The sequence below is a fragment of the Pedobacter sp. GSP4 genome, from assembly GCF_051857575.1.
Taxonomy (GTDB): Bacteria; Bacteroidota; Bacteroidia; order Sphingobacteriales; family Sphingobacteriaceae; genus Pedobacter.
Window position 1 is genome coordinate 23,065 of the sequence record NZ_JBPZIR010000009.1, and the last position, 26,514, is coordinate 49,578.

The 26,514-nt window shown below is 39.1% G+C and carries 21 protein-coding genes; 13 read left to right on the plus strand and 8 right to left on the minus strand.

Features of this window, described 5'->3' with window-relative positions:
• Positions 1–90: 90 nt before the first annotated feature.
• From smc to ACS5PU_RS19785, 4 genes are all read left to right on the plus strand, one after another.
• Complete coding sequence (smc, locus tag ACS5PU_RS19770; protein ID WP_439460890.1) at positions 91–3,630, plus strand: chromosome segregation protein SMC; 3,540 nt, start codon at positions 91–93, stop codon at positions 3,628–3,630.
• 315 nt (positions 3,631–3,945) lie between these two features.
• The gene (locus ACS5PU_RS19775) at positions 3,946–4,920 is read left to right on the plus strand and encodes a M28 family peptidase (protein WP_439460891.1); all 975 of its coding nucleotides are present in this window, start codon (positions 3,946–3,948) and stop codon (positions 4,918–4,920) included.
• Between the two features lie 181 nt (positions 4,921–5,101).
• Complete coding sequence (locus tag ACS5PU_RS19780; RefSeq protein ID WP_439460892.1) at positions 5,102–5,473, plus strand: BlaI/MecI/CopY family transcriptional regulator; 372 nt, start codon at positions 5,102–5,104, stop codon at positions 5,471–5,473.
• On the plus strand, positions 5,470–7,356 hold the full coding sequence (locus ACS5PU_RS19785) for a M56 family metallopeptidase (protein ID WP_439460893.1): 1,887 nt from the start codon (positions 5,470–5,472) through the stop codon (positions 7,354–7,356). The genes ACS5PU_RS19780 and ACS5PU_RS19785 overlap by 4 nt, the downstream gene beginning before the upstream one ends.
• Here the strand turns inward: ACS5PU_RS19785 and rsmG are convergent, their stop codons facing one another.
• Positions 7,357–7,992: a 16S rRNA (guanine(527)-N(7))-methyltransferase RsmG gene (rsmG, locus tag ACS5PU_RS19790; RefSeq protein WP_439460894.1), complete on the minus strand. Its 636-nt coding sequence runs from the start codon at positions 7,990–7,992 to the stop codon at positions 7,357–7,359.
• A 25-nt stretch (positions 7,993–8,017) separates the two neighbouring features.
• Positions 8,018–9,235 (minus strand): glycosyltransferase, encoded by a 1,218-nt coding sequence (locus ACS5PU_RS19795; RefSeq protein ID WP_439460895.1) that lies wholly within the window; start codon positions 9,233–9,235, stop codon positions 8,018–8,020.
• Between the two features lie 143 nt (positions 9,236–9,378).
• Between ACS5PU_RS19795 and tgt the strand changes: the two genes are divergently transcribed.
• The 6 genes from tgt (at position 9,379) to ACS5PU_RS19825 (ending at position 18,695) form a co-directional block, all read left to right on the plus strand.
• On the plus strand, positions 9,379–10,509 hold the full coding sequence (tgt, locus tag ACS5PU_RS19800; RefSeq protein WP_439460896.1) for a tRNA guanosine(34) transglycosylase Tgt: 1,131 nt from the start codon (positions 9,379–9,381) through the stop codon (positions 10,507–10,509).
• 1 nt (position 10,510) lies between these two features.
• Complete coding sequence (locus ACS5PU_RS19805) at positions 10,511–11,614, plus strand: LptF/LptG family permease (protein WP_439460897.1); 1,104 nt, start codon at positions 10,511–10,513, stop codon at positions 11,612–11,614.
• A gap of 2 nt (positions 11,615–11,616) precedes the next feature.
• Positions 11,617–12,495, plus strand: a complete 879-nt coding sequence (locus ACS5PU_RS19810) for a DMT family transporter (RefSeq protein WP_439460898.1) — start codon at positions 11,617–11,619, stop codon at positions 12,493–12,495.
• Positions 12,496–14,862: 2,367 nt separating this feature from the next.
• Positions 14,863–17,667, plus strand: a complete 2,805-nt coding sequence (locus ACS5PU_RS19815; RefSeq protein WP_439460899.1) for a TolB family protein — start codon at positions 14,863–14,865, stop codon at positions 17,665–17,667.
• A 4-nt stretch (positions 17,668–17,671) separates the two neighbouring features.
• Positions 17,672–17,953 carry a hypothetical protein gene (locus ACS5PU_RS19820; protein WP_439460900.1) on the plus strand — a complete coding sequence of 94 codons (282 nt, stop codon included), beginning with the start codon at positions 17,672–17,674 and terminating at the stop codon, positions 17,951–17,953.
• A 346-nt stretch (positions 17,954–18,299) separates the two neighbouring features.
• Positions 18,300–18,695: a GxxExxY protein gene (locus ACS5PU_RS19825; RefSeq protein ID WP_439460901.1), complete on the plus strand. Its 396-nt coding sequence runs from the start codon at positions 18,300–18,302 to the stop codon at positions 18,693–18,695.
• 128 nt (positions 18,696–18,823) lie between these two features.
• Here the strand turns inward: ACS5PU_RS19825 and ACS5PU_RS19830 are convergent, their stop codons facing one another.
• From ACS5PU_RS19830 to ACS5PU_RS19840, 3 genes are all read right to left on the minus strand, one after another.
• Complete coding sequence (locus tag ACS5PU_RS19830) at positions 18,824–19,120, minus strand: hypothetical protein (RefSeq protein ID WP_439460902.1); 297 nt, start codon at positions 19,118–19,120, stop codon at positions 18,824–18,826.
• Between the two features lie 140 nt (positions 19,121–19,260).
• Positions 19,261–19,983, minus strand: a complete 723-nt coding sequence (locus ACS5PU_RS19835) for a pirin family protein (protein WP_439460903.1) — start codon at positions 19,981–19,983, stop codon at positions 19,261–19,263.
• Between the two features lie 99 nt (positions 19,984–20,082).
• Positions 20,083–20,763 carry a DNA alkylation repair protein gene (locus ACS5PU_RS19840; RefSeq protein ID WP_439460904.1) on the minus strand — a complete coding sequence of 227 codons (681 nt, stop codon included), beginning with the start codon at positions 20,761–20,763 and terminating at the stop codon, positions 20,083–20,085.
• A 213-nt stretch (positions 20,764–20,976) separates the two neighbouring features.
• Between ACS5PU_RS19840 and ACS5PU_RS19845 the strand changes: the two genes are divergently transcribed.
• A complete protein-coding gene (locus tag ACS5PU_RS19845) occupies positions 20,977–22,233 on the plus strand; it encodes a hypothetical protein (RefSeq protein ID WP_439460905.1) in 1,257 nt (418 codons plus the stop codon).
• 114 nt (positions 22,234–22,347) lie between these two features.
• Here ACS5PU_RS19845 and ACS5PU_RS19850 read toward each other — a convergent pair whose 3' ends face one another.
• The 3 genes from ACS5PU_RS19850 to ispE form a co-directional block, all read right to left on the minus strand.
• Complete coding sequence (locus tag ACS5PU_RS19850; protein WP_439460906.1) at positions 22,348–23,514, minus strand: trans-sulfuration enzyme family protein; 1,167 nt, start codon at positions 23,512–23,514, stop codon at positions 22,348–22,350.
• Between the two features lie 81 nt (positions 23,515–23,595).
• Positions 23,596–24,015 (minus strand): OsmC family protein, encoded by a 420-nt coding sequence (locus ACS5PU_RS19855; RefSeq protein ID WP_439460907.1) that lies wholly within the window; start codon positions 24,013–24,015, stop codon positions 23,596–23,598.
• Positions 24,016–24,195: 180 nt separating this feature from the next.
• A complete protein-coding gene (gene ispE / locus ACS5PU_RS19860) occupies positions 24,196–24,999 on the minus strand; it encodes a 4-(cytidine 5'-diphospho)-2-C-methyl-D-erythritol kinase (RefSeq protein WP_439460908.1) in 804 nt (267 codons plus the stop codon).
• 220 nt (positions 25,000–25,219) lie between these two features.
• Between ispE and ACS5PU_RS19865 the strand changes: the two genes are divergently transcribed.
• The gene (locus ACS5PU_RS19865) at positions 25,220–26,014 is read left to right on the plus strand and encodes a thymidylate synthase (protein WP_439460909.1); all 795 of its coding nucleotides are present in this window, start codon (positions 25,220–25,222) and stop codon (positions 26,012–26,014) included.
• A 105-nt stretch (positions 26,015–26,119) separates the two neighbouring features.
• On the plus strand, positions 26,120–26,491 hold the full coding sequence (locus ACS5PU_RS19870) for a four helix bundle protein (RefSeq protein WP_439460910.1): 372 nt from the start codon (positions 26,120–26,122) through the stop codon (positions 26,489–26,491).
• Positions 26,492–26,514: the final 23 nt, after the last annotated feature.

Here is a 26,514-nt window from a genome sequence, read left to right on the forward strand (position 1 = left end):
CACCAAATATGGCTTAAAATTTAGAATTGTTAACTTGAAAAACCCCGAAATTATCCTTAATATTGGGGTCGGTTCTCCCGATTACAAACCATGCAACTTACTAGGTTAGAAATTAAAGGTTTTAAGAGCTTTGGCGATAAAGTGACCATCAATTTTAATGAGGGTGTTACCGCTATTGTTGGACCAAACGGTTGCGGAAAATCGAACGTAATTGATGCCATGCGCTGGGTTTTGGGCGAACAGAGCACCAAAGCCTTGCGATCGGAAAAGATGGAAAACATCATTTTCAATGGCACCAAAAACCGAAAACAGGCACAGCTTGCCGAGGTCTCTTTAAGTTTCGACAATACCAAGAACATACTGCCTACGGCCTACTCGCAGGTAACCGTTACCCGTAAACTGTATAGAAATGGCGATAGCGAATACCGCTTAAACGACGTTCAGTGCAGGTTAAAGGATATTACCGACCTGTTTTTAGATACCGGTATTGGCTCTGACAGTTATTCTATCATTGAGCTGAAAATGGTTGATGAAATTATCACCAACAAAGAACATAGCCGCCGGTCCTTATTTGAGGAAGCATCGGGGATTTCGAAATACAAACTCCGTAAAAAACAGACTTTCAATAAGTTAAAAGATACTGAAACCGATTTAGAACGGGTTGAAGATTTACTTTTCGAGATTGAAAAAAACCTAAAAACCCTAGAAAACCAGGCGCGCAAAGCAGAACGTTACTATAAGCTAAAAGAGCAGTACCGCGAACTGAGCGTACAGTTGGCTACGCACCGGATTGCTTTTTTCCGCACCGATTTAACGGCCTTAGAAACACAGGAACAAAGCCAGCAGGTAAACCGCACCGAACTCAGCGCCAAAATTGACACCGGAGAGGCCGAGCTGCAGAAGCTTAAACTGGGCAGCATCAGTCAGGAAAAAAACCTTTCGGTACAGCAAAAAGCTACAAATGAGTTTGTTTCTAAAATCCGTGCCTACGAAAGTGAGAAAAAGGTAAAGAATGAGCAGATGCGTTTCTTGCAGGAAAAAGAAACAAGGTTATCTGGCGAACTCGAAAAAGACAAAAACCAGGTTAACCACATTAAATACAACATTAAGCGTTTAAACGAAGAAGTTGCCACAGAAAACGAGGTTTTTAACCGCTTGGAAGCCGATTTAAAACTCTTAAAATCTACACTCGATACCCTACGCGAGCAGCAGCAGACCGAAAAAAACAGGATTGATAGCCTGATTAAATCTGTTAACGAGCTGCAGAACCAGGTATATCAATCGCAAAAGGAAATTGATATCCTGAACATTCAGAAAGATGCCCTGGTACAGGAAAGCAACCGGAATGTAGACGATACCGAAACCAAAACCTTAGAATTAAAAGCGTTTGACCATGCTTTGGCTGAGCTTGATATACAGGTTAGGGAAAAGCAGGCCAACATTAAGCAACTTACCGAGGCCGAAGAAGTACTTAAAGAAAAATTGGCCGCTTCGGAGACCAATTTAAGTACAAACAAAGAGAAGCTTACGGCCGAAAACCGTAAAAAAGACGCCAAACAGAACGAATATAACCTGACCAAATCGCTGGTTGATAGTTTAGAGGGCTTTCCCGAATCGATCCGCTTTTTAAAGAAAAACAACGCTTTTGCCAAAAGCGCCTTACTGCTTTCTGATATTTTATTCTGTAATGAAGATTACCGCATTGCAATTGAGAATTACCTCGAACCGGTAATGAACCATTATGTGGTTGAAAAATATGCCGATGCTGTGCAGGCCATTAATCTGTTAACAGATGCCAGTCGTGGGCGTGCAAATTTCTTTATTTTAGAGAATGTTCCAGATAAAAACCCTGCTGTTGGTACCCACGACGGGCTGGTTTCTGCCCTATCGGTAATTGAAGTAGATAAAAAATACCAATCGCTCTGTAATTTGTTGTTACAGAATGTATACATTGCTGTTAATGAGCAAGAAAACCTTTTTAAAACCACTCCTACCGAAAGTTTAACCATTTTGGCTAAAAACGGTAAATATGCGCAAACCAAGTTTACCTTGGCAGGTGGTTCGGTAGGCTTATTTGAGGGGAAAAGAATTGGGCGTGCCAAGAACTTAGAAAACCTTGCCAAAGAGATCAAAGCTTCAGAATCGCTCATTAATCAATACAATACAGCTATAAAAGCCGAAACAGATAACATTTTTAACCTGAAAGAGGCTTCGAAAATCAATTATATCAATACACTGCAACAGGAAATGAACCGTTTAAATAACGAACACATTTCTGTTCAAACCCGTCGCGATCAGTACCAGGAGTTTATTACCACCAGCGAAAACCGCAAAACGGATATTGCTCAAAAAATTGTATCGATAGAAAAAGCGCTATCTGAAAAACTGCCAGCATTGGTTCAACTGCAAAAAAACCAGCAAGAAGCACACGTTAACCTGCAAGAACAACAGCTTAACTACCAGGAAATTGCCGATCAGGTAAATGAAAGTGCTGGTAAATATAATCAGGATAACATCCGTTTTCACCAGCAGCAAAATAAGTTATCGGGCCTTGAAAAAGACCTGGATTACCGTTTTGTACAGGAAGAAGCCCTGAATAAACGCATTGCCCAAAATGATAAGGAGTTACAGGAGGCATTAGTACAGATTACGGCCACATTGCAGCATACCGATCTTAACGACGATACCCTTTTAGAAATGTATCAACAGCGTGAGGAGATGGAAAAAGGCCTTGCTGAAGCCGAACAGGCCTACTTTACCAGCAAGGGCAGCATCAACGAAGTTGAAAATGACCTAACCAACATCCGTAAAAACCGCGAAGAAACCGATTTCCTTTTAACAGAAATTAAGGATAAGAAAAATGCCTTAAAAATTGATCTGAATGCCTTAAAAGAGCGTTTGGCGGTAGAATTTAATATCGATATCAACGATCTTTTGGAAACAGACACAGAAATTGAAGCCCTGGAGAGTGAGTTCGAACTGCGCCAAAAGGTAGAAAAAATGAAACGCCAACTGGACGAATTTGGCGCCATTAACTCCATGGCAATGGAAGCCTTTAAAGAAATGGAAGAACGTTATACTTTCATCCAAAATCAGAAAAAGGACCTTAATGCAGCCAAAACCGACCTTTTGCAAACCATTAAGGAGATAGATGATACCGCAAAAGACAAGTTTATGCAGGCCTTTACACAGGCACGCGAGCATTTTATTGTGGTTTTCCGCTCGCTGTTTAACGAAGAAGATAGCTGCGACCTTATTTTATCAGATATAAACAACCCGCTAGAGGCCGATATTGATATTGTTGCACGTCCTAAAGGCAAAAGACCACTATCAATCAACCAGTTATCAGGTGGAGAAAAAACATTAACCGCAACTGCACTCCTGTTTTCGCTCTATCTTTTAAAGCCTGCACCCTTCTGTATTTTCGATGAGGTTGATGCGCCATTAGATGATACCAACATCGATAAATTCAACAATATTATCCGCAAATTCTCCGATCAATCACAGTTTATCATTGTATCGCATAATAAACGTACCATTGCCAGCACCGATATTATTTATGGTGTAACCATGGTAGAACAGGGCGTTTCGAGGGTGGTAGCTGTCGATTTGAGGGAAGTAGCGGCTTAATTAACGAAGACCTATGAAGTTTTAAAAACCTTACAGGTCTAAAGACTGCCGAACAACCAATTTTTATTAGCATTTTTCCGATTTGAAAATGAAGGCAACAGCTTTTGGAGGTCTTCAGTCCTGTTGTACACTGTAGCCTCGCGAAAAGCTCGGGCTGCCGTTCCCATCAGGTTTAGAAACGCAATACAGTAAACTAAACTACGTTTCCTTTCAATATCCCAATAATTAATATCTTTATAAACTATATGTATAGATCTCACAGTTTCGCGATATTGCAGTCGAGACGATGATACTGATAAATTATAATAATAAAACATGAAAATACTATATATTATCCCTTTAGCGATGATGCTGAGCTGCTGCTCATCCGTAAAAAACCAGGGCACAACAGCTACTGGCAAGTTAGATACACAACTGTTAAAAGATGTTGAAGTTTTATCATCAGATGCTTACCAAGGCCGGAAAACAGGTACAAAAGGAGCCGAAATGGCAAGGGCCTATATTATAGAAAGGTTTCAGAAACTGGGCTTAAAATCCTATCCACAGCATGTAAATTATGCGCAGGAATTTACCTTTAACGGCAGGGGCGGAACAAAAACCAACGGTACCAATATTATAGGTTACATTCCAGGCAAAAGCAATAACGTTATTGTTGTTTCAGCACATTACGATCATCTTGGTGTAGTTAAAGATGAGATTTTTAACGGAGCCGACGATAACGCATCGGGAACAGCAGGTTTGTTAAAGATTGCGGCCTATTTTGCAAAGAATAAACCCAATAATACCATAATTTTTGCGTCGTTTGATGCTGAAGAACTGGGCTTACAGGGCGCGAAGGCATTTGTTGGCAATCCGCCAGTGGCCATTAATACCATTGCTATTGATTTAAATATGGATATGATCAGCCATAGCGATAAAGGCGAATTATACGTTTGCGGAACTTTTAAATATCCGGACTTAAAGAAATATGTAGACACCACTAAAACCAATATTAAACTGCTTTTCGGCCATGATGATCCCAAACAAGGACATGATGATTGGACCAATCAAAGCGACCAGGGTGCATTTAATGCCAAAAACATTCCCTTTTTATATTTTGGTGTAGAAGACCATAAAGATTACCACAAACCTACTGATGAATATGCTACCATTACGCCACAGTTTTTCAGTAATGCAGCAAGCGCGGTATTGGATGTGGTAAAAAATATCGACAAGCAAACAGGCTTACAACAGTTGTTAAAAGATAAAATGATCATGAAGGATAATCCTCAGAAACCGCAGAAACTTTAACAAACAACTAACCGATTTATCAAACCTGCCCCTATCCGGCAGGTTTTTTTATGCAAATAGATTTCTTCAACAAAAGTTATTTATCTGATTATCAATAACATAAAAATAAAACTATAAAAATAGTTTTTAAACTATTTTTATAGTAGTAACTTCAATTAACCAAACTATAAAAATAGTTGCTATGATTAAAGAACTCACAAAAGCAGAAGAACAGATTATGCTCATTCTATGGGAAATGGGCGAAGCATTGGTAAAAGACGTAATCGAAAAGATGAACGAGCCCAAGCCTGCATACAATACAGTTTCGACTGTAATCAGGGTTTTAGAAACCAAAGGTTTTGTTGATCATAAAGCCATTGGCAATACGCACATCTATTTCCCTATTATAAAAGAAACTGATTATAAACACTTTGCATTTGATAAGGTGATGAATAATTACTTCGAAAACTCTTACGAAAGTCTGGTTTCTTTCCTGGTTAAGGAAAAAAGCATGAGTGCAGCAGAGCTCAATGAAATTATTCAGTTGGCAGAGAAACTTAAAAAAGATAAATGATGAGCTGGCTATATTATTTACTCGAAGCAAACCTGTACCTCATTTTATTTTATGGGTTTTACAGGTTATTCCTTTACAGGGAAACCTTTTATGGTTTAAACAGAACCTACCTCCTATCCACCTCCATACTTGCCTTTGTTCTTCCCTTTTTTCAGCTGGGATTTCTAAAAGCTCCTGTGGTTGATGAGCTAGCCATACAGCCACTGCCAACCCTTAATGAGGTTGTGGTTGCTCCTTACGTACCTTTAACCGCCGATCAGCCCAGTATTTTCACCACCGATCATTTGGTTATAGCCCTTTATGTTCTGGTTACGCTCGCTTTTCTGGTTAAAATGTTCTTCAGCTTGGCTAAAATCATCAGCATGCTTAAACTGCCTTCGGTTTACCTGGATAAAGGTGTAAAACTGATCGACCTAAAAGGTTCTAAAATCGCTTTTTCATTCTTTAACCTGCTTTTTTTAGATCCACACCTGCCGGAGAAGAATACCATCCTCAAACATGAGCTCGTACACATTAAGCAAAAACACAGTTTGGATGTAATGCTGTTCGAAATGATCCAGGTAATCAACTGGTTTAATCCCATTGTTTATCTGCTAAAGCAGGATATTAAGCTTATACACGAATATTTAGCCGATGAGGAAACCACTAAACAAGATATCGAAAAGTACGATTATGCCATGTTTCTCATTCAAAACTCAACCGGCGTTCAAAATTTAACCCTAACCAACCAAATATTCAGTTCTTCAGTGCTAAAAAAAAGAATTACGATGTTAAACCAAGAGAAATCAGCAACCTGGGCTAGGCTCAAATTGCTACTGGTAGTACCAGTTACAGCAGGAATATTATGTATTTCTACCATGGCCTTTACCAAAGATTATGGATTTGTGGATTTGATACCACAAAAAACCATTTTACAGGATACCGTAAAAAAAATAAGCATTAAACCTGTTAAGCAGCAGAAACTAAAGACTACTAAAAAAGATCAGATTAAATTTCCACCGCCAATTGTAAGGGCTGATAGCCAAACTTCATTTTATCCTAGCCATTTGTATAGCAGCAAAACCAACCAGGCCATAAGATATGAAAAAAGGTATATCGTTATTAATGGGCAGCCAGTAGCAGACAACAGCACTTTTTACGGTGTACGGAACACAAAATCGGTAAAATACCTTGGCCAGTTGGAGGCCACTAAAAAATATGGACAAGAAAAAGGCAAAAATGGCGCTGTAGAAATTACCGGTGACCATATTCAATATGCTCCGAAAATTTCTCCGCCACCAACAAGAAATGCAAGTAGCGAAAAACTAAAAGAAGTAACTATTATTGAAGGGCGTAAGGATGCAATAACGCAAACGGTTAAGGGCTACCCTATTGAAAACAGCGACAACAAAAAGATACAGGAAGTAACTATAAAGGCTTATAAAGATGCACTGGAGACCAAAACAGTTCAGGGATATCCGATAGATGCTAAAGGACAGATTAAGGCAACTACGCCACCGACTGATAAAAACCTGAAAGAAGTTACGATTAAAGGTTACGAAAAAGCAATGGATACAAAACCTGACGCTGAACTAAAAGAAGTAAAAGTGCAGGGCTACAGCTTAGGCTCAACAAATAAAAAACCAAGCTACAGTATTGTGATGCACCAGGATAATATAGATAAAGGCAAGGATGAAAAGCTAATTGTTGATATACCCGATGGTGCTAAGGCAGAATTAACGATTTACAACAGCAAATACGACGCGGCCTTTTACCAAAGTACCGATTACAAAAACGATTATTATGCCAAAGAGCTTCCCAACGGAAATTACCCCTACAACATTTTATTTAAGAAAGATGGTAAGATAGTTGGTGGAAAAAGTGGCTACGTAAAGATCAAATAATTACTGCGGCACGTACACCACGTACTTTGTTTCAAAAAAATCTTCCTCAAAATAAGCTGAAAGCGGATACAGTTCTGCTTTCAGTTTCGATTCCTTAATCTCTTCGGCCAAATCGCCGCCTTTTAAGTATAAAATCCCGTTCGGAATGGCATTTAGCGAATCTTTTTTAAACTTACCCTGTATCCATGGGTAAAATTCGCCTAAACGTGTTACCGCTCTTGATACCACAAAATTAAATTTTTCCTTAATCTGCTCGGCCCGTAAATGATCGGCTTTTAAATTCTCCAGACCAAGGGCAGCAGCCACTTCCTTTACTACTTTAATCTTTTTCCCGATAGAATCGACCAGGTAAAAAGTGGTTTCAGGAAATAAAATAGCCAACGGAATACCCGGAAAACCACCTCCCGTACCCACATCCAGCACCGATTCGCCTGCTTTAAACGTACAAACTTTGGCTATCCCCAACGAGTGCAGTACATGGCGTTCGTATAATTCTTCAATATCTTTTCTCGAAATCACGTTGATCTGTGCATTCCAAAAGCTATATAATTCGAACAGCTGCGAAAATTGCGCAATCTGTTTTTCGCTTAAGTCGGGAAAATATTTTAAAACGATATCGGGCTTTACATCAAGCATATTGCAATTACTAAAGGATTATGAATTATTTCCAGTTTACTTTTTTCTTACCAAATAAGGCTAAAAATCCGTTCAGGGTTAAAAACAGAAACAAAAGTATGTCTAAAATCGGGAACCACCAACGCAAATCGCCATAGTTTAAGCGTTTCAATAGTTTTGGGTAGATAAAACACCTGATGATGATACTCAGGCCCAAGATTCCCAGAGCTACGTACTGCGCTTCACGGCTAAAAAACATACAGGCCGCGAAGAAAGCGTAAAACAAAAACTGAAACATAATCTGTACGCTCAAAATAAACTTATGCTTCGGTTTATACAGTTTACCGGCACCAAAATGACGTTTCTTCTGTCTCAAATAGCCGGCCCAGGTTTTGTTGGGCTCGCTCCAAACATGGCTATTAGGGTGTATCCGGATCTCCGTATTGTATTTATGGGCATGCGCATTCACAAATAAATCATCATCGCCCGATGGGATGTGCATATGCGCTGCAAAACCTTTGTTCTTAAAAAAAAGCGATTTTTTATAGGCCATATTACGTCCAACCCCCATGTATGGCATACCTTTTAAAGCAAAAGATAAATAGTTTACGGCGGTAAAAAAAGTTTCGAAACGGATCAGCGCATTTAAAAGGCTTCTTCTTTTCAGGTAAGGCGAGTAACCCAAAAGTATTTCGGTATTTTCATCCGCAGGTGGCTGCATATCCATTAACCAATGGGCTGATGCTGGTGTACAATCGGCATCGGTAAAAACCAGCCAATCGTATTTGGCCGCCTTTATACCCATTGTTACCGCAAATTTCTTACCTGCAATAAACTTATCGTTATCTAAAATCTTAACTACTTTAAGGTTGCTGTATTTTTTTTCAAAAGCTTCTAAAAACTCTTCTGTACCATCCCACGAACGGTCGTTAACCACAACAACTTCAAATTCTGGATAATCCTGGCTCAATAAGGTAGGAAGATAGGCCGTTAAATTTTCAATTTCATTCCTTGCACAAACAATTACACTGATCGGTTTTCTGCCCAATAAGGGTACCTCTTCGACACTGATGTTAGCCAATTTTAAATGAACAAAAAGTACGTAGTAAAGCTGAACGAAAAGGCAAAAAGCCAGTGCAGAGAGCAAAATAATTTCAAGCAGGGTTAATATCACGATGGTAAAATAAATAGGCGCAAATTTCTCATTTTTAATCTGTAAAACACTTTTATGTTGATAAAAAATTAAACAAAAATATGCCCTCAATTTTTGCTATTTTTGGCAGATTTTTGACGACAAAAAACACATATAAACCGCCTATCATCAAAATAACAATTAGTTGCTAATTAAACGTATTTTGATGGTGGTAAACTCCATCTGACGATTGGAGAAAAATTAAATAATAATAGATGAAATTCAGTTTACAGGCTAACGATCCGTTATCTAAAGCCAGGGCAGGAACAGTAACAACGGCCCATGGCGAAATACAAACCCCCATTTTTATGCCTGTGGGCACCGCCGGAACGGTAAAAGCCGTTCATCAGCGCGAGCTTAAAGAAGATATTGATGCAAAAATCATTCTTGGTAATACCTATCATTTATATTTAAGACCAGGTTTGGATATCCTCGAAAAAGCTGGCGGATTGCATAAATTTATTGGCTGGGACCGACCTATTTTAACAGATAGTGGTGGTTATCAGGTATATTCTTTGAGTAAAGTACGTAAAATTAAAGAAGAAGGCGTTACTTTCCACTCGCATATTGATGGTTCTAAACACCTTTTTACCCCTGAATATGCCATGGATATCCAGCGTACCATAGGAGCCGATATTATTATGGCTTTTGATGAGTGCACACCATACCCATGCGACTATAATTATGCGGCACAATCTATAAAAATGACCCACCGCTGGTTAAAGCGTTGCTGTACCCGTTTTGATAGCACCGAACCTAAATATGGCTTCGATCAAACGCTTTTCCCTATTGTACAGGGTTCTGTATATAAAGATTTAAGGATCAAATCTGCAGAATTTATCGCCAGTATGGACCGCGAGGGCAATGCTATCGGTGGTTTATCAGTTGGAGAGCCTGCAGAAGAGATGTATGCCATGACAGAAGTGGTTTGCAACATATTACCGGAAGAAAAACCGCGTTATCTAATGGGCGTGGGTACACCGATCAATATTTTAGAGAATATTGCTTTGGGTATCGATATGTTCGATTGCGTAATGCCGACCAGAAATGCCAGAAACGGCATGCTTTTTACACGGAATGGCATTATAAACATCAGGAACAAGAAATGGGAAAACGATTTTTCTCCTTTAGATGCAGAAAGTGATCTGCATGTCGACCTGGTAACAAGCAAGGCTTATTTAAGGCATTTGGTGCACAGCAAAGAAATGCTTGGCGCACAGATTGCTACCTTACATAATCTGCATTTTTATCTTTGGCTGGTAAAACAGGCCAGGGAAAAGATTATTGCTGGCGAATTTTACGAATGGAAAAACAAAATGGTTAAAGTATTAGGCAATAAGCTATAAAATGAGTCTGCTAAAAGGAAAAATAAAAATCATCGATCAATACATTATCGGGAAATACCTGGGTACCTTTATCTACACCCTGGCCATTTTTGTGATTATTATTGTGGTATTCGATCTATCTGAAAAGATGGATGATTTTATGAAAAGTGGCCTGAGTTTTTGGGGAATTTTATCCAAATACTATGCAGGCTCTATTCCCTTTTATGTAAACATGCTCTCGCCACTGATCAATTTTATTGCGGTAATTTTCTTTACGGCAAAAATGGCCGATCAAACAGAGATTGTACCCATACTGAGCGGAGGAGTAAGCTTTAACCGCTTTTTATTTCCATACCTGGTATCGGCTACGATTATTTTTTCGGCAAACCTTGTATCCAATTTATACATATTACCCTATACCAATACGCTAAAGAATAGTTTTGAGAACACCTACGTTAAGCGTAACGACCCCTCTACCAAATCGAACATCCACATGAAACTGGATGACAGAACCTACATTTACATTGACAATTTCGACAATAAAACCAATTCTGGTTACCGGTTTTCTTTAGATAATTTTAATGGTGATGTACTGACCAAAAAGATCGTGGCAGAGAATATAAAATGGGATTCGCTAAAACGGAAATGGCAATTAAGCAATTACTCTATCCGTAAAATTGATGGGCTTAAAGAAACCATGATTTATGGTAACGGGAAGCTAAAGGATACCATTTTAGACATGCGCCCTGATGATTTTTCGGCTTATGATAATGTGGTGCAGAATTTAACCACCAAGGAACTATCGGATAAAATCAAAAAAGAAAAAATACGGGGTACGGGTGTAATGAACGACCTGCAGTTTGAGAGGTATAAACGCTATTTACACCCGCTTTCTGCCTTTGTGTTAACACTCATTGGCGTGGCGCTATCCTCGCGTAAGGTGCGCGGAGGTGTAGGTGTATCATTGGGTATCGGCATCTTTATTAGCTTCGCTTATATCGTATTTAATCAGTTTACTCAGATGTTCTCTACAAAGGGCGGATTACCACCTTTTGCAGCCGTAATCATGCCTACGCTGTTCTTCGGTTTGCTGGGTTTTTACCTGCTTAGAAAAGCACCAAAATAACAATGAAAACCGATCAAAAAAACTTACTTATCCTCCACCTTACAGTATTGGTGTGGGGCTTTACCGGAGTGCTCGGAAAAGTAATTTCGATAGATGCCGTACCCATGGTTTGGTACAGGGTTTTAATTGCCGCAGCTACACTTTTCCTCTGGTTTTTAATCACGAAAAAGAACATTAAGATCACCAAAAAACAATTTATCCAGTTCTTTTTAACCGGCGGGATTGTAGCCATCCACTGGATATTTTTCTTTCATGCCATTAAGGTTTCTACCGTTTCTGTTACCCTGGTATGCCTTTCATCCTTCACTTTATTTACGGCAATTTTAGAACCGCTGATCAAAAAACAGCCGATAGAAATGGGCGACATCCTGATCGGATTATTGATTATCCTGGGTATTTATATGATCTTCAAATTTGAGACTCAATATACTTTAGGGATTATTTTTGGCCTATTGGCAGCAGTGGCATCGAGCCTTTTTTCTACCTTAAATTCTACTTTTGTTCAAAAAAGCGAACCTTCCATCATTGGATTTTATGAGCTTGTTGGTGCACTTTTCTGGATCACTTTATACCGTTTATACGATGGTACATTGCTGCACACGCACTTCAACTTAAGCTTAAAAGACTGGATGTATCTTGCCTTTCTGGGCACGCTGTGTACATCAGTTGCGTACGTGGCAGGCGTATCGGTAATGCGGACTTTATCGGCCTTTAGGGTTGCTCTAATTACCAACCTCGAACCCGTTTACGGAATCATTTTGGCTTTTATTTTCTTTCAAAACAAAGAGCAGATGACGGGTGGATTTTACATCGGCGCAACGATAATATTGGGTTCGATATTCCTATATCCTATCTATAAAAAAAGGAAGAACAAACTGTAGGGAGCCGTGTAAAATCACACAGCAATTCAGAAACTACCATCGAAAAATAATCATCAACACCATCGTTATCCCAAGCGCAGTATCGGTTGAACCGTTAGATGGCGGGGCGCATTAATTATGCAGCCAAATCATTTTAATTGTGCAGCTTAGTTATTTTAATTATGCAGCTTAATCATTTTGATTATGCAGCGTAATTATTTTAATTATGCAGCTTAATTATTTTGATCATGCAGCTTAATCTGTTTCGGATATGGCTGCATAATCCCTAGAATACTCGTCATTGCGAGGCACGAAGCAATCTTAATGCGTACGCGAGATAGCGACCGTTGTAAGATTGCTTCCCCGAAAATTGGGGCAAGCTGTCGGCTGAAAAAGCCTTTTCGATAAATCGGAACAGGCACCAGAAATGACGATTTTTACAAACAACGAACTGCAAAAAACTTGTCATTCATGTTAATTTTAATAAGATAAATTCAATCTACCATAGACAGACACCTAAAGAACAAATCGTCATCTAGATCCGATAGCTATCGGATGAAGCGTAGTCCCGAATATTCGGGAAAGAGATCTATTAAAGATTTCTCGACTACGCTATGCTCCTCTCGAAATGACGATCTCGGAGAGGTTGTCATTCATCTTAATTTTTACAAGATAAAGTCAATCTACCATTGAAAAATTCATTAAAATGTTCGTCATTGCGAGGCACGAAGCAATCTTATTGCGCACGCGAGATAGCGATCGTTTTAAGATTGTTTTGCCGAAAATCGGGGGCTAAGAAAGCCTTTCCGATAGATCGTAACAGTTACCATAAATGACAATTTTCGCAAACAATGAACTACATAAAAAATTTAAGATAGCGCCCAATAAACAACCTAATTTTACGCCAAACAAACCGTGATTTACAACCACCATCTTAGCCTAAAAAATCTTATAAAATCAGACGCTCCAAATACTTCCATCTAATCAAATTTAACAGGCAAAAATCTTTTAAAAATAAAGCAAAAAAAAGTAGATTCTTAATGCAAAAAAAAGATCAACTATCCAGAACAAACATACCCTAGAAAACAACTCATATTGCTTTGTTAAAACGCTAAAAAACAAGTCTCCAAAACATCTAAAATATACCTATAACCAACAAACAAAAAGCGCAATAAGCACAGCAAATAATAGCAATATAAAACACGCAGTTGTTGTTACCAAACTTGCATAAGCAAAGACTTATGATCAGCATACCGCTTCAAGGCTTTTAAAATTTCTCACATGGGGAAAGCAATACACCTTGATTGTCTACCACCAAAAACCTCCACAAATATAACCTCAGTCTGGCCCGATCGACCGGAAAAGTTATGCTAAAATTCCAGCCGAAAATGGATCAACACCAACAATTTTTCTATAGATTTTCATTTATTCAGCCCCAAATAAACCGTAAAGGCTAGGGTTTATAAAAATTGCAGAAAGCAGTAAAAAACACGCCTGTAGCATATTTAAAAGGACTTTTTTAGCTAAAAATAAAATTTATGATAAAACGGGATCAAAACCCAGTTATTCGCGAATATTGGCTAGAAATTCGATTACAAAGCCAAAATATTAGCAAACTCGGTCCTAAAATTCACCAAAAAACATACAAATTCTGCTTACAAAAGGAAGTTGGAGTCAAGAAATCATGCCTAAAAATGGGCAATTATGCGCAGTAAAAGCCTTGGCTTAACCCTGTTAAACTTAGAAATTTCAGCAGGCTTAGTCCATTAAACACTTACTCAAAACAACAGAAGCATAAAGAAACTGGAAAAAAAAGGCTCCGGTAAAACCTCAAAATACATAGACATTTTGTCACGCCAATCTAATCCAAGCGCCAATAATGTCTTTTCATTTTGGTAGGCCAGCTGCATTACTTGGCTTAAATAACTCCTCCAAACAGGAGTTGCCGGAGCATCATTTTAAGCCAAAAATCCTATCTAGAATCTTATGCCTACTCAGTTAAAAAGGCTAGGCTGCCTCATTGTTTTTAAAGTCCAAATATTACAAAAACACCCCTTCAATCAGCCGAAAATAAATCGGTTTTTTAGGATGAAAGTTATTTGATAAATGTATACCAAAATTAAAAATGGAGAAAAATTTTTCAGGGAAAACCGATTAATAAGTGTAAATTAAATCAATAAAAGCATTGCATTAAAAAATGCACATTGAAGCCTTAACAGGCGTTATAATGGAGATAAAAATTACGTTAAAACTAACAAATAACTGATTTATATAAAATTCATTAAAATTTAAAAATCAATAACTTATACAATACAACATAAATTAAAGATTTACAAAAATACCTACTTACAAATTTTAAAAAACTAAATATTTTAGCAAAGATTTTAGATGAACTTAAACTTATCAAACAAAAAACTAATTATCAAGTATTTAAGTGCAATTACTTTAAGTTTTATTTCACAATCGGTTTTTGGGCAGATTTTCAGCACTGCACAAAACCCACTTAGTGTAAAATGGAACTACATTTCATCGGGAGGCTTTAAAATCATCTATCCGCAAGAACTGGAAAAAGAAGCCCAAAGAATGGCCAATACCCTACCCTTTATCTACCCTAAAATTGGACTGGGTTTAAGGCAGCAAAAAACCGCCATTCCCCTCTTATTGCAGAACCGCGGAACGGTGGCTAATGGCTTTGTTCAGCTGGCACCAAAGAAGTCGGAATTCTATGCCACCCCTCCCCAATTTTTCGATAGCCAGGATTGGTTGAACAACCTCGCCGTACACGAACTTAGGCATATTGCACAGTTTGACAAATTGACAGGAACACAGGCGCACCCTTTCCCGGAGCTGGTTTACTTTACTTACTTTGGGGCAGCTATACCAACCTGGTTTTTTGAAGGCGATGCGGTTGTGAACGAAACTGCGCTGACCCTTTCGGGCAGGGGCCGGCAGCCAAATTGGATCATGCCTTATCGGGCCTCTATTTTGGAAGGCAAAAAATTCTCGTACAGCAAAGCCTATTTTGGTTCGAACAAAGACGTTACCCCGGGTTACTACCAAACAGGATATTTAATGGTATCGGACATGAAGGAAAAATATGGCCAATTCATTTCCGACAGTCTGCTTGGCGACATTAGAAAAAGACCGGCAAGGCTCTACCCTTTTTCACAAAGCTTAAAAAAATTCACGCAACAAAATACGAGACAATACTTTTTGGCTACACAAAATAAGCTTGCCGAAAAATGGAAATCACCAGAAGAAAAATCCACAATCAGCACCTACGAAATACTAAATAAAAAAACAGCTTTAGCAACCAATTATTTTCTGCCTGTACGTGTTAATCAAAATCAGATTTTAGCTTTAAAGGAAAGTAAAAATGACGCCCGCTATTTTGTATTGATAAACGAAGATAAATCTGAGCAAAAATTATTCGGAATAGGCTATCAAGAACAACCCTGGTTCAGCCTAAAAAACGACCTTCTGGTTTGGGATGAAATCCGTTACGACCCTAGATATAAACAGCGCAGTTATAGCGTAATCTGCTCGTATAATCTAAAGACCAAAAAATTCAAAAAATTAAGCAGCAAAAGCAGGCTTTTCTCGCCAAGTCTTTCGGATGATGGAAAGAAAATAATTGCGGCAAAAGTAGAACTCAACAACCAGTTTAACCTGGTAGAAATTGATGCTGCATCGGGCAGCATTTTGAAGACCTACCCAAATCCTGAAAACGAGACACTGCAAACACCAGCTTTTGATCAATCGGGAAAAAGGGTGGCTTATATTGGCGTAAGTGAAAAAGGAAAAAATTTATGGCTGATCGAAGGGGATAAAAAAACACAGCTGATTTCAGACAGCCGGCAGCAGCTTAGCCGTCCAGTTTTTATTAATGATAAAATTGCTTTTAATGCCCACTTTAATGGCATCGATAACATCTACACAATAGATCCGGTTTCGAAAGCAATCCATGCGCTTACGGCTTCTAAATATGGAGCCTTCAACCCTACCGGAACCAATGATGGAAAAATCATTTTTAACGATTATAAAATCAACGGGTACGAAATTGCTGAGACAGCCATTTCAGAAAAACCTGTTGGCGAAAATAACTTTGTAGATTTTTCGGCCGCAGCAGAAATGCAGGAAAATATCGGAAATGTTTTTGAAAAAATTCCGGACAGCACATACCAATCAAAACGCTATCACCAGGCCCTGAATCTTTTCAGTGTTCACAGCATAATTCCTGTTATCGATAATGAATACCTTTTCGGTTTAGAGCTGCAATCGAATAACCTGCTTAACACGATGGACTTTTATACAGGCGCTAAATACCACCGGGATTTAAAACGTTTCGAGTATACGGCAGACATTAGCTATAAGGCACTCTATCCGGTTTTTAGTGTGTTGTACCGCAACCGTCCGAAACGCACGTTCTACCGCGCTAAAAATGCGATACAGCAAGGCGATTGGAGAGAAAACTATATTAAGCTTAATGCATCGGTTCCACTTTCGTTCAATGCCCGAAATCAGAACTACGCTTTTACCCTAAATGCAGCAACAAGTTTTACGCAAAGGTATGCGCCCGAAAACATGCCGGTCAATTTTATCCGCGAGCTTAAATTCCCTATGGAGTACAATTTTACTTTCAACCACAGCGTGCGCACCACCGAAAGAGATATTGCGCCAAAGTGGGCACAGGTATTGAGGGCTACTTACAACCACCAGCCTTTTGATAAAAATTTAAAGGGAGAAATTCTTGCCCTCGAGAGCTTCTTCTATTTCCCTGGACTTGCCAAGAACCATTCGTTTTTAGCCAGCTTCAATTATCAAAAAGCAATTGGCGCAAACCAGTACGCCACCGAAATTGCAACGGTATATGGGTACAACAATATTTTAGCAAAAAGCACCTTACAAAACAGTTTGCTTTTTAACTACCGTTTCCCCTTTGCTTTTCCTGATTGGGAACTCGGTCCGTTGGCTTACGTAAGAAATTTCAGGGCCGGTTTATTTTGCCATTATGAAAACATTGGCAAGGGTACAACTTTTAACGATCCAAAAACTTATGGCGTAGAATTGAACACCAGCGTAAACATTTTGCGGTATCAACCTGTTGTAGATTTAGGGGCGAGGTTGGTTTTTGTTAATCAGATTTACAATCAAAATCCGATATTAGAGTTTTCATTCAATTATAGTTTTTAAAACCATGAGCGCAAAAACAATTTCGATTATTATTTTGACCGCATTGCTGACCATATTTTTAATGGTGAATACCGAACCCGTTGATTTCGATTTTCTGGTGACTACAGTTCCGGTATCTAAACTTTTGGTTATTGGTGTCTGCATCATTATTGGTTTTATTATTGGCTTTGTGGTAGGCAAGCCAAGAAAAACTGTAAGCAGTTATGATGATGAGATCGAGCGTAACCAACCTGCTGCTCCGGGCAAAAAGGAATTGAGTGATGAGGACAGGGATTATATTAGCTAGTGCTAGGATTAGTAGGATTACTGGATTTTAGGATACTAACGCAGCAGGATCATAAGATGACTAGATTTCAAGATGCCAACGCAGCCAGGATTCATTGGATGACTAGATTTTAGGAAACAAATGCTCTAACCGGGATTCATTATTAGATTTCAAGATGCCAACGCAGCAGGATTCATTGGATGACTAGATTTTAGGAAACAAATGCTCCTGCAAGGAGGATTATTTGATTTCAAGATATGGATGTTCATAATTGCAAGCTCATAATTTTTAGGATTATTCGAGTTGAAAGCTTATCTTGGCTTTAAAGAAAATCCCTATTTCTTAAAGTAAATTTTAATTTATTGATATGAAATATGGCGATTTAACAGGCCGCATTATTGGTTGCGCAATGAGGGTACATTCTTATTTAGGTTCAGGTTTCCAAGAAAAGATTTATCAAAGGGCCTTAGGCATTGAAATGGGAATTGAGAAATTATCCTACAAAGAGGAGATGGTAATGACCATTTTTTACAGGGATATTAAAATCGGTTTTAGAAGAGTAGATTTTTTTGTCGAAAACGAAATCATGGTCGAATTAAAAGCTGTATCCGAATTAAATGATGCCCACCTCGCACAAGCAATCAACTATCTTGAAGCCTATAAACTTCCTGTCGGATTGTTGATTAATTTTGGAAGCCGGAGCCTGACTTTTAAAAGAGTTTACAACACTAAACATCCTGAGAACAAGCCAGGATTAATATGATTTAAGAGCAGATGAAGGAAATCAATACAAATACCTTGGGAACAAGCCAGGATTAATCTGGTTTAAGCAGTGTAAGGAGATGTAAGTTTTACAAACCCTGATCATAAAATCCTATAATCTTAAAAATCCTAGCTGAGCGCTGTCATTATCTCTCCGTACAACAACCCGCTACCCCCGCCATAATGCTGGATAATTTTCAAGTCTGGTTTGAGTTCGGTAAGTTTTGCCCTTAATGCTTTTTCGCATTCGGCATCTATACCATTTCCCAGCAATACCAAATCTATATCCTCGGTGCTACAGATTTCGATAGCCTCTTCATCAGTACGCACACAGATACCTTTCCATTCCGGGCGGGCGTTGAGCAGCCGTTTCATCACCTCGGTAATCCCTGGATCTCTGCCGATATAAAGTATGGTGTTTTGCATAATGTTAATTTAAAGAAATATCAAAAAAAACAAATCGTCATTCCGACCGGATTACCGTTTTTACCTCGGTAGCAAAATGGAGAAATAGTTGGTCTCTACTCCAAGATTTCTCCACTGATCGAAATGACGATTCTTCTACATTAATTCAATTCCATCGGAACATCCATCAATAGCACTTCAGCATCTGCAGAGTTTGCTTTAAAGCTGATGCTCTCTGTATCCCAAACACCAATTGCATCTCTATTGCCCAATGTTTGTCCGTTGATGGTAACTTCTCCGCTAATTACGAAAGCATATACACCATTTCCGGCTTTTTTGATTTTGTATTCGGTTTCAAAGCCCTCATCAAATTTCCCTAATGAGAACCAGGCATCCTGATGGATCCAAACATTATCATCTTCGGCGTTGGGCGATAAAATCTGCTGAAAGTTATTGTGGCGTGCAGCAACATCCAATGTTTTCTGATCGTAACGCGGCGTAACGTTTTTCTTGTTCGGGAACAACCAGATCTGCAATAAGTTTAACTGTACATCGGCATTGGCATTAAACTCGCTATGGCTTACGCCTGTACCGGCACTCATTACCTGTATTTCGCCATTTTTAATCACTGCCGAGTTACCCATGCTATCTTTGTGGGCAATTGCGCCAGCCAATGGAATCGTAATGATTTCCATATTATCGTGGGGATGCGCACCGAAGCCCATTCCACCATCAATCAAGTCATCATTTAAAACTCGCAAAACCCCAAAATGCATCCTTTCCGGATTGTAATAATTGGCAAAACTGAATGAGTGGTGTGCATTTAACCAGCCATGATTAGCTTGGCCGCGGGTGTTTTCTTTGTGCAAAATAAACTGTGACATAAATTTCCTTTCTTGTTTATGATACAAATTTACTACGCCTTTAGTTGCTGTGCATTGATGTAGGATAAGAAAGTAGTTGAGCGCTTTAACCATTGGGCTTTATAATCCATGCTTACTTCTTACAGCATCACTGTTCAGCTCCCTCAATGCATCAAGTGCCACCCAATTTGCTTTTTTGTTATTCTGCGCCAGAATATGGTTCGCAGTTTCTATTGCATGCTGGTGCAGGAAAGCATTCCGTTTACCAATTTGCCTCAAAGCCCAGTTAATGGCTTTCTTCACAAAATTCCGGTTATCACGGGCCTCTCTTTCTATAATAGGCAAAAAGCTAAGGAAAGTTTCATTGGTCTCTTTTTTGAGGTGTATGGCAGCTTCGGCCATGAGTACAAAACCTGTCCGTTTTACAAACTCCGACTGCGCCGCTGCAAATTCAAAAACCTTTGGCTTAAAATAAGGCGTTTTAACGAAAAGATTTCCGCAAGCCTGATCACATATATCCCAAGAGCTAAAATCGTTTGTCCAGCCGTTTATTTGCGCCTCATCAACCTGTTTATAATCGCCAATAAAGGTTGCCAACAAACGGGCTTCATGAAATCCCGTTTCCCAGAGCAATAAAGACAGTTCCTGATTTTTGCCAATCTGCTTGGCCAGCTTTCTGATATTGGGCACGCGGATACCGAAAGCTTTAGAAATATCAATTCCGAAATGGGTCATTTTCTGCAAGTATCCGGGTTCGCTGATGGACTTGAGTTCGGAAAGGATAAAATCGATATCGTTCATAACACGAATTTAGTTTTTTTGAAAGATTTCTGAAATTACGAACTACATCACATGCGAGAACCGGCAACAACACTAAAGGCCAGCAGGTTCCATCAAACATAATCAATCCTTAACACGGTTTGTGTTTTAAGTTTACATCAAGAGTTTAAAATTGAAAACATTTTTAAACCAAAAAATCAGCCCTTTAAAAACCAATTAAACAAAAAGAAACCTATGAAAAAAAAGTTCATCTGGATGCTACTGGCTCCATGCTTATTAGCTGTATCCTGCCAGAAAAACAATTTAACTGAAGATAACGTCAGTACTACAGGCTTAAAAAAGAGCATGCTGCAGGCCGCTGCAGTACAAGCCAGTGCAGCACCAAGTGTAAACGGTTATGTTAATACCTCAAGCTACATCAGCACCGGTTTTTCGTTTTTAAACCCAACACAGGTTGATAAAAACCGTGTAGCTATTGGTGGCAGTGCATACACCGAGGTGTATGGCTTTAACATCCCGGAAGAAAACAGGGTGCGCGGTATACGCTGGAATGCGGACGATGAAACTACTTCTATTTGGCGTCCACAGGGCATAGCCGGTTTTTCAAGAAATGGCGTGCGTTATTTATTGGTAAGCTGGTATGCCAAAGATGCAGCAGAAAGCAAAGGATCGAGAATAACACTGATTGATATCAGCCCAAGCTCGAGCACCTATTTAACCTACAGACATATTTTATTGGTGCAGCCAACCTTACCAACCGGCACTTTAGATTATACCCAATATGGTGCTTATGCGCCCTTGAATGTTCATGCTGGCGGTATAGCTTATTTTAACGGTAAAATTTATTTAAGCAGCACCAGCTTAGGCCTAAGGGTGTTCGATTTAGACAAAATTATTGAAGTGACTAGCGGAACAGGCACCGAAAATAAATGCGGTAAGGATGCCAGCGGCAATCTTTATGCCTTTAATTACCGCTACGTACTGCCTCAGGTAGGTTATTACAAAATCAATGATGCAGATCCTTATTCAACCGTACAGGTAAATTACGAAAACAACCAACTGTGGACAGGCCAATACTATTCAGGAAGTGCAGATGCTGCTATTGTACCTAAAATATTTGGTTTCCCGATTAATACAGCCGGAGAACTGCAGAACTCGGGCATCCAAACCGTAATCCCGAAGAACAGTTTATTTGCATCAGACCATGCACATGGCATACAAGGCGTTTTTAGAAAAGGCAACAGAACCTGGCTTTCCTGCACCGGATCACCCAGCGAATCGTACGGATCTACCGCCCGTTTAGCCAGATACACTGATGGCGATACCAATACCGTTCGCTACAGATGGCCATACGGTGCTGAATCTTTATATTTTGAAGCACAATATGGATATTTATGGAGCTTAACCGAATTTGAGCCCAACGCCGGCGCGAATAATGGCAGTCAGGTTAACCGCTGCATATTTGCAGTAGATTTTTCAAAATACGAGTAGCAAACTCGATAAAAACGAAATATTTTAGGTAGCGTTTCGACAGACTTAACGTAATAACACAAAAAGGGAGATGTTTTTAGCATCTCCCTTTTTATATTAGTTTTCGAATGGCAATTAAGCTAAAGCCTGCTCAATATCAGCTAAAATATCGTTAATATGCTCTAAACCGATCGATAAACGGATAGAGCCCTGCTCAATACCAACTTCGTTACGCTGCTCTTCAGTTAATTTACTGTGCGTACTGGTAGCAGGATGTGTTGCAATAGAGCGCGTATCGGCAAGGTTTGCAGAAATTGAGAACAACTGTAGGCTATCCATAAATTTACGGGCAGCATCTATCCCACCGTTAACCACAATGGTTACAATACCTCCACCCTGTTTCATCTGCTTTTTGGCAATTTCGTACTGCGGGTGCGATGGCAGGAAAGGATATTTTACCAATTTAATTTTAGGATGCTTTTCTAAGTATTCGGCAACTTTCAAAGCATTTTCGCAATGGCGGTCCATACGGATGGCTAAAGTCTCTAAGCTTTTTGATAAAATCCAGGCATTAAAAGGCGATAAGGCTGGTCCACTGTGGCGGGCAAAGCCTACCACATCGGCAATTAAGGCTTTGGTACCTAAAATAATCCCACCCAATACACGCCCCTGGCCATCGATGTATTTAGTAGCCGAATGGATAGAAATGTGTGCACCAAATTTAATCGGCTGCTGTAAATACGGCGTGGCGAAACAGTTATCAACCACTAACAGGATATTGTGTTTTTTGGCTAAATCACCTAAAAACTCAAGATCGATAATATCGATACCTGGATTAGATGGCGTTTCTACAAAAATCATCTTCGTATTGGGCTTAATCAAAGCTTCCCAATCCTGTGGTTTATCCAAATCAGCATAATCAAATGTTACGCCCCAGTTAGAAAAAACATTGGTTAACAGTTGATGTGTAGAGCCAAAAACCGAACGGCTGGAAACCAGGTGATCGCCATTTTTTAAAAAAGCGCCAAAAGTGGTAAAAATGGCTGCCATACCGGTTGCAGTAGCAAAACCATCTTCTGCACCTTCCAAAAGGCACATTTTATCTATAAATTCTGATGTATTTGGATTTGAATATCGACTATAAACATTCCCCTCTTTTTCATTGGCAAACAAGGCACGCATTTCTTCCGCATCGTCGAATTTATAGCTTGAAGTAAGATAAATTGGCGATGAGTGCTCTTTATGTAAACTGCGTTCTGTTTGAGTGCGTATAGCTATGGTTTCAAAATTTTCGGATTTCATTTTATTTTAAGATATGAGTATTGAGATTTGTGATGTGAGACATAAGGTTTGAGATAAAGCCCCCTAAACCTTCCCCCCATCCTAATCCCTATTGATATTATAAGTGAAGTTAATAGTTGCCGAGCGGCCTAAGATATTTGATACCGAACAGTATTTATCAAAGGTCATTTGCAGGGCCCTTTGCACCTTGGCCTCGCTCAAATCGCCGAAAAGCTCGAATTTGATATCAATTACATCAAAAATTGGGGGCATTTCTTCGTCCTTACGCGTTGCGTTGATGGCAATTTTAATGTCGTTTAAAGGTTCTTTTTGTTTGGTAAGTACGTTAACCATATCTATACCACTGCAACCGCCCAAACCAATTAAAAGCATCTCCATTGGCCTAAAGCCTTTTCCTTCGCCGCCAATAGCAGCCTTTGCATCCAATTCTACAGTAAAACCGCTCTCGTTTTCTGCTTCAAAATTAAATTTCCCGCTTTTGCGGATCAGATTTATATTCATCCTAATATAGTATCGAGAATGATGGATTTAAGCTATGAGACCTATTACACGCTCAAACCTTTCTCCTCCATTAAATTATTTCATTTCTATCGTATCAAGATGTCAGGCCTATTAAAAGCCTTCATCTTTCCAATCTTCAACCTTATTTGCTATTCAAACGCCAAGCGCCATACGCTTTGCCTAAATACCATAAAATACTACGTTGTTTTTTTCCAGTTCTGGCAACTTAACCGGATGGTTAAAAAGTGCAAAAACCGACGAACCGCTACCACTCATTAAAGCGAATGTTGCGCCTGCATCGTATAAACTGGTTTTTATTTGATGAATTTGGGGATATTTAGCGAAAACCGATATTTCGAAATCGTTGATAACCTTATTTTTCCATGTTGTTGGGCACAAATGTATGATTTCTTTTAACGATTGCAAAGGCTTTTGAGGTTTTACCTGCGCATAAGCATCGGCTGTGCTAACGTGTACGGGCGGTTTAACCAAAATTTTAAACCAAGCTGACAAATCAACTTCGCATTTTTCAAATTCATCGCCTTTATTAAAAGCGTAAACCGGCTTGTTTTCGATAAAGAATGCGCAGTCGGCACCCAGCTGGCGTGCATAACCTTCCATTTTTTCAACAGATAAACCTAAACTGAATTTCTCGTTCAACAACTTGATCAGAAAAGCACAATCTGCAGAACCACCGCCCAAGCCTGCGCCCACCGGGATGTTTTTTAGCAAATCGATGCGTTGCTCAGGAATATCAAAATCCCTTTTAATTAACTGGTAAGCTTTAAAACACAGGTTATCGTTCGCATCGCCCGGAATATCTATGCCATGTATTTTGCAGGAAGTTATTTCCGCATCCGTAATTTCGACCGAATCTTTTATATTGATGGGATAAAAAACCGTTTCGAGGTTATGGTAACCATCGGCCCGTTTTTCGGTGATATTTAAACCTAGATTTATTTTGGCGTTGGGAAAAGAAAGCATGGTAGTCCTGAATCTGTAGTCAATAGTCTTGAGTTGATGCTTTAATAGTTGATAGCTAATAGCACACCGTAAACATCTGGTGCAAACATACAAACAAGTCACGAGTTTTAAATGTAGCTCCCAACTTCAATCAGGATTATATTTAAATGTTAATAAATAGACGGTTTGATGATTTATAAGAGCTGATAAATTTTAGATATTTGTAAATTATCAGAACAGTATGAAACAATATTTAGATTTAATGCAGCATGTGCTGGATAACGGTGCGCAGAAACACGACCGCACTGGAACAGGAACGATAAGTGTTTTTGGTTATCAGATGCGTTTTAACCTGCAAGAAGGTTTCCCGATGGTGACAACGAAGAAGCTTCATTTAAAATCTATTATACACGAACTGATCTGGTTTTTAACCGGCGATACCAATATTAAATACCTTAAAGATAATGGCGTTCGCATTTGGGACGAATGGGCTGATGAAGATGGAAATCTAGGGCCGGTTTATGGTTCGCAGTGGAGAAGCTGGCCTACACCTGATGGGCAGCACATTGATCAGATTACCAATATCATCAATACCATCAAAAACAACCCCGATTCGCGCAGAATTATTGTTTCGGCCTGGAACGTTGCCGAAATTGAAAATATGGCTTTGCCCCCGTGTCATGCCTTTTTTCAGTTCTACGTAGCCGATGGGAAATTGAGCTGCCAGTTATACCAACGCAGTGCCGATATTTTCTTGGGCGTTCCTTTCAATATTGCATCGTATGCTTTGTTAACCATGATGGTGGCACAGGTTTGCGGTTTACAGGCCGGAGATTTTATCCACACACTTGGCGATGCACATTTATACAACAACCATATTGAGCAGGCTAACCTACAGCTAAGCCGTGAGCCTAAACCATTGCCAACCATGAAAATCAATCCGGACGTGAAAAGCATCTTCGATTTTAAATTTGAAGATTTTACGCTCGAAAACTATGAGGCACATCCGCATATTAAAGGAGCTGTGGCGGTTTAGTTGGTTCATTGGTCATTAGCCATTGGTTAATTTGTTTGGATGCAATATTATGCGCCAATTTTTTAAATCATCCCGAAATATAAATTCACTTAAATTAAAACAAAAATGAATTATAAACTCGAGGATTTAGAAATCTACAATTTAGCAGAGATCATTTCAGATAAAATTTGGAACATCGTTGTAAACTGGGAATATCTTGCAAAGGATACCATAGGCAAACAATTATGCCGGGCAGCCGATTCTATCAGTGCAAATATTGCCGAAGGATATGGTAGATTTCATTATAAAGAGAACAAAAACTTTTGCTATTACAGTCGCGGCTCTATTTTAGAAGTAAAATCATTCCTCCGGAAATCGAAAAACAGAAATTTGATACCAGAAGAAATTTACGCTGAACTTTATGCCGAACTACAAACCATCCACCTTAAACTTAATGCCTACATCAAGTATATTGGAAAAAATTTAAATAAAACATAAATCAGTGCCGGGCTTATAAAATT

Bases quoted from the DNA above. Each gene is read 5' to 3' on its own strand.
- smc (WP_439460890.1), top strand. From the start codon at position 91: ATGCAACTTACTAGGTTAGAAATTAAAGGTTTTAAGAGCTTTGGCGAT.
- ACS5PU_RS19775 (WP_439460891.1), top strand. From the start codon at position 3,946: ATGAAAATACTATATATTATCCCTTTAGCGATGATGCTGAGCTGCTGC.
- ACS5PU_RS19780 (WP_439460892.1), top strand. From the start codon at position 5,102: ATGATTAAAGAACTCACAAAAGCAGAAGAACAGATTATGCTCATTCTA.
- ACS5PU_RS19785 (WP_439460893.1), top strand. From the start codon at position 5,470: ATGATGAGCTGGCTATATTATTTACTCGAAGCAAACCTGTACCTCATT.
- rsmG (WP_439460894.1), bottom strand. From the start codon at position 7,992: ATGCTTGATGTAAAGCCCGATATCGTTTTAAAATATTTTCCCGACTTA.
- tgt (WP_439460896.1), top strand. From the start codon at position 9,379: ATGAAATTCAGTTTACAGGCTAACGATCCGTTATCTAAAGCCAGGGCA.
- ACS5PU_RS19805 (WP_439460897.1), top strand. From the start codon at position 10,511: ATGAGTCTGCTAAAAGGAAAAATAAAAATCATCGATCAATACATTATC.
- ACS5PU_RS19810 (WP_439460898.1), top strand. From the start codon at position 11,617: ATGAAAACCGATCAAAAAAACTTACTTATCCTCCACCTTACAGTATTG.
- ACS5PU_RS19815 (WP_439460899.1), top strand. From the start codon at position 14,863: ATGAACTTAAACTTATCAAACAAAAAACTAATTATCAAGTATTTAAGT.
- ACS5PU_RS19820 (WP_439460900.1), top strand. From the start codon at position 17,672: ATGAGCGCAAAAACAATTTCGATTATTATTTTGACCGCATTGCTGACC.
- ACS5PU_RS19825 (WP_439460901.1), top strand. From the start codon at position 18,300: ATGAAATATGGCGATTTAACAGGCCGCATTATTGGTTGCGCAATGAGG.
- ACS5PU_RS19830 (WP_439460902.1), bottom strand. From the start codon at position 19,120: ATGCAAAACACCATACTTTATATCGGCAGAGATCCAGGGATTACCGAG.
- ACS5PU_RS19835 (WP_439460903.1), bottom strand. From the start codon at position 19,983: ATGTCACAGTTTATTTTGCACAAAGAAAACACCCGCGGCCAAGCTAAT.
- ACS5PU_RS19840 (WP_439460904.1), bottom strand. From the start codon at position 20,763: ATGAACGATATCGATTTTATCCTTTCCGAACTCAAGTCCATCAGCGAA.
- ACS5PU_RS19845 (WP_439460905.1), top strand. From the start codon at position 20,977: ATGAAAAAAAAGTTCATCTGGATGCTACTGGCTCCATGCTTATTAGCT.
- ACS5PU_RS19850 (WP_439460906.1), bottom strand. From the start codon at position 23,514: ATGAAATCCGAAAATTTTGAAACCATAGCTATACGCACTCAAACAGAA.
- ACS5PU_RS19855 (WP_439460907.1), bottom strand. From the start codon at position 24,015: ATGAATATAAATCTGATCCGCAAAAGCGGGAAATTTAATTTTGAAGCA.
- ispE (WP_439460908.1), bottom strand. From the start codon at position 24,999: ATGCTTTCTTTTCCCAACGCCAAAATAAATCTAGGTTTAAATATCACC.
- ACS5PU_RS19865 (WP_439460909.1), top strand. From the start codon at position 25,220: ATGAAACAATATTTAGATTTAATGCAGCATGTGCTGGATAACGGTGCG.
- ACS5PU_RS19870 (WP_439460910.1), top strand. From the start codon at position 26,120: ATGAATTATAAACTCGAGGATTTAGAAATCTACAATTTAGCAGAGATC.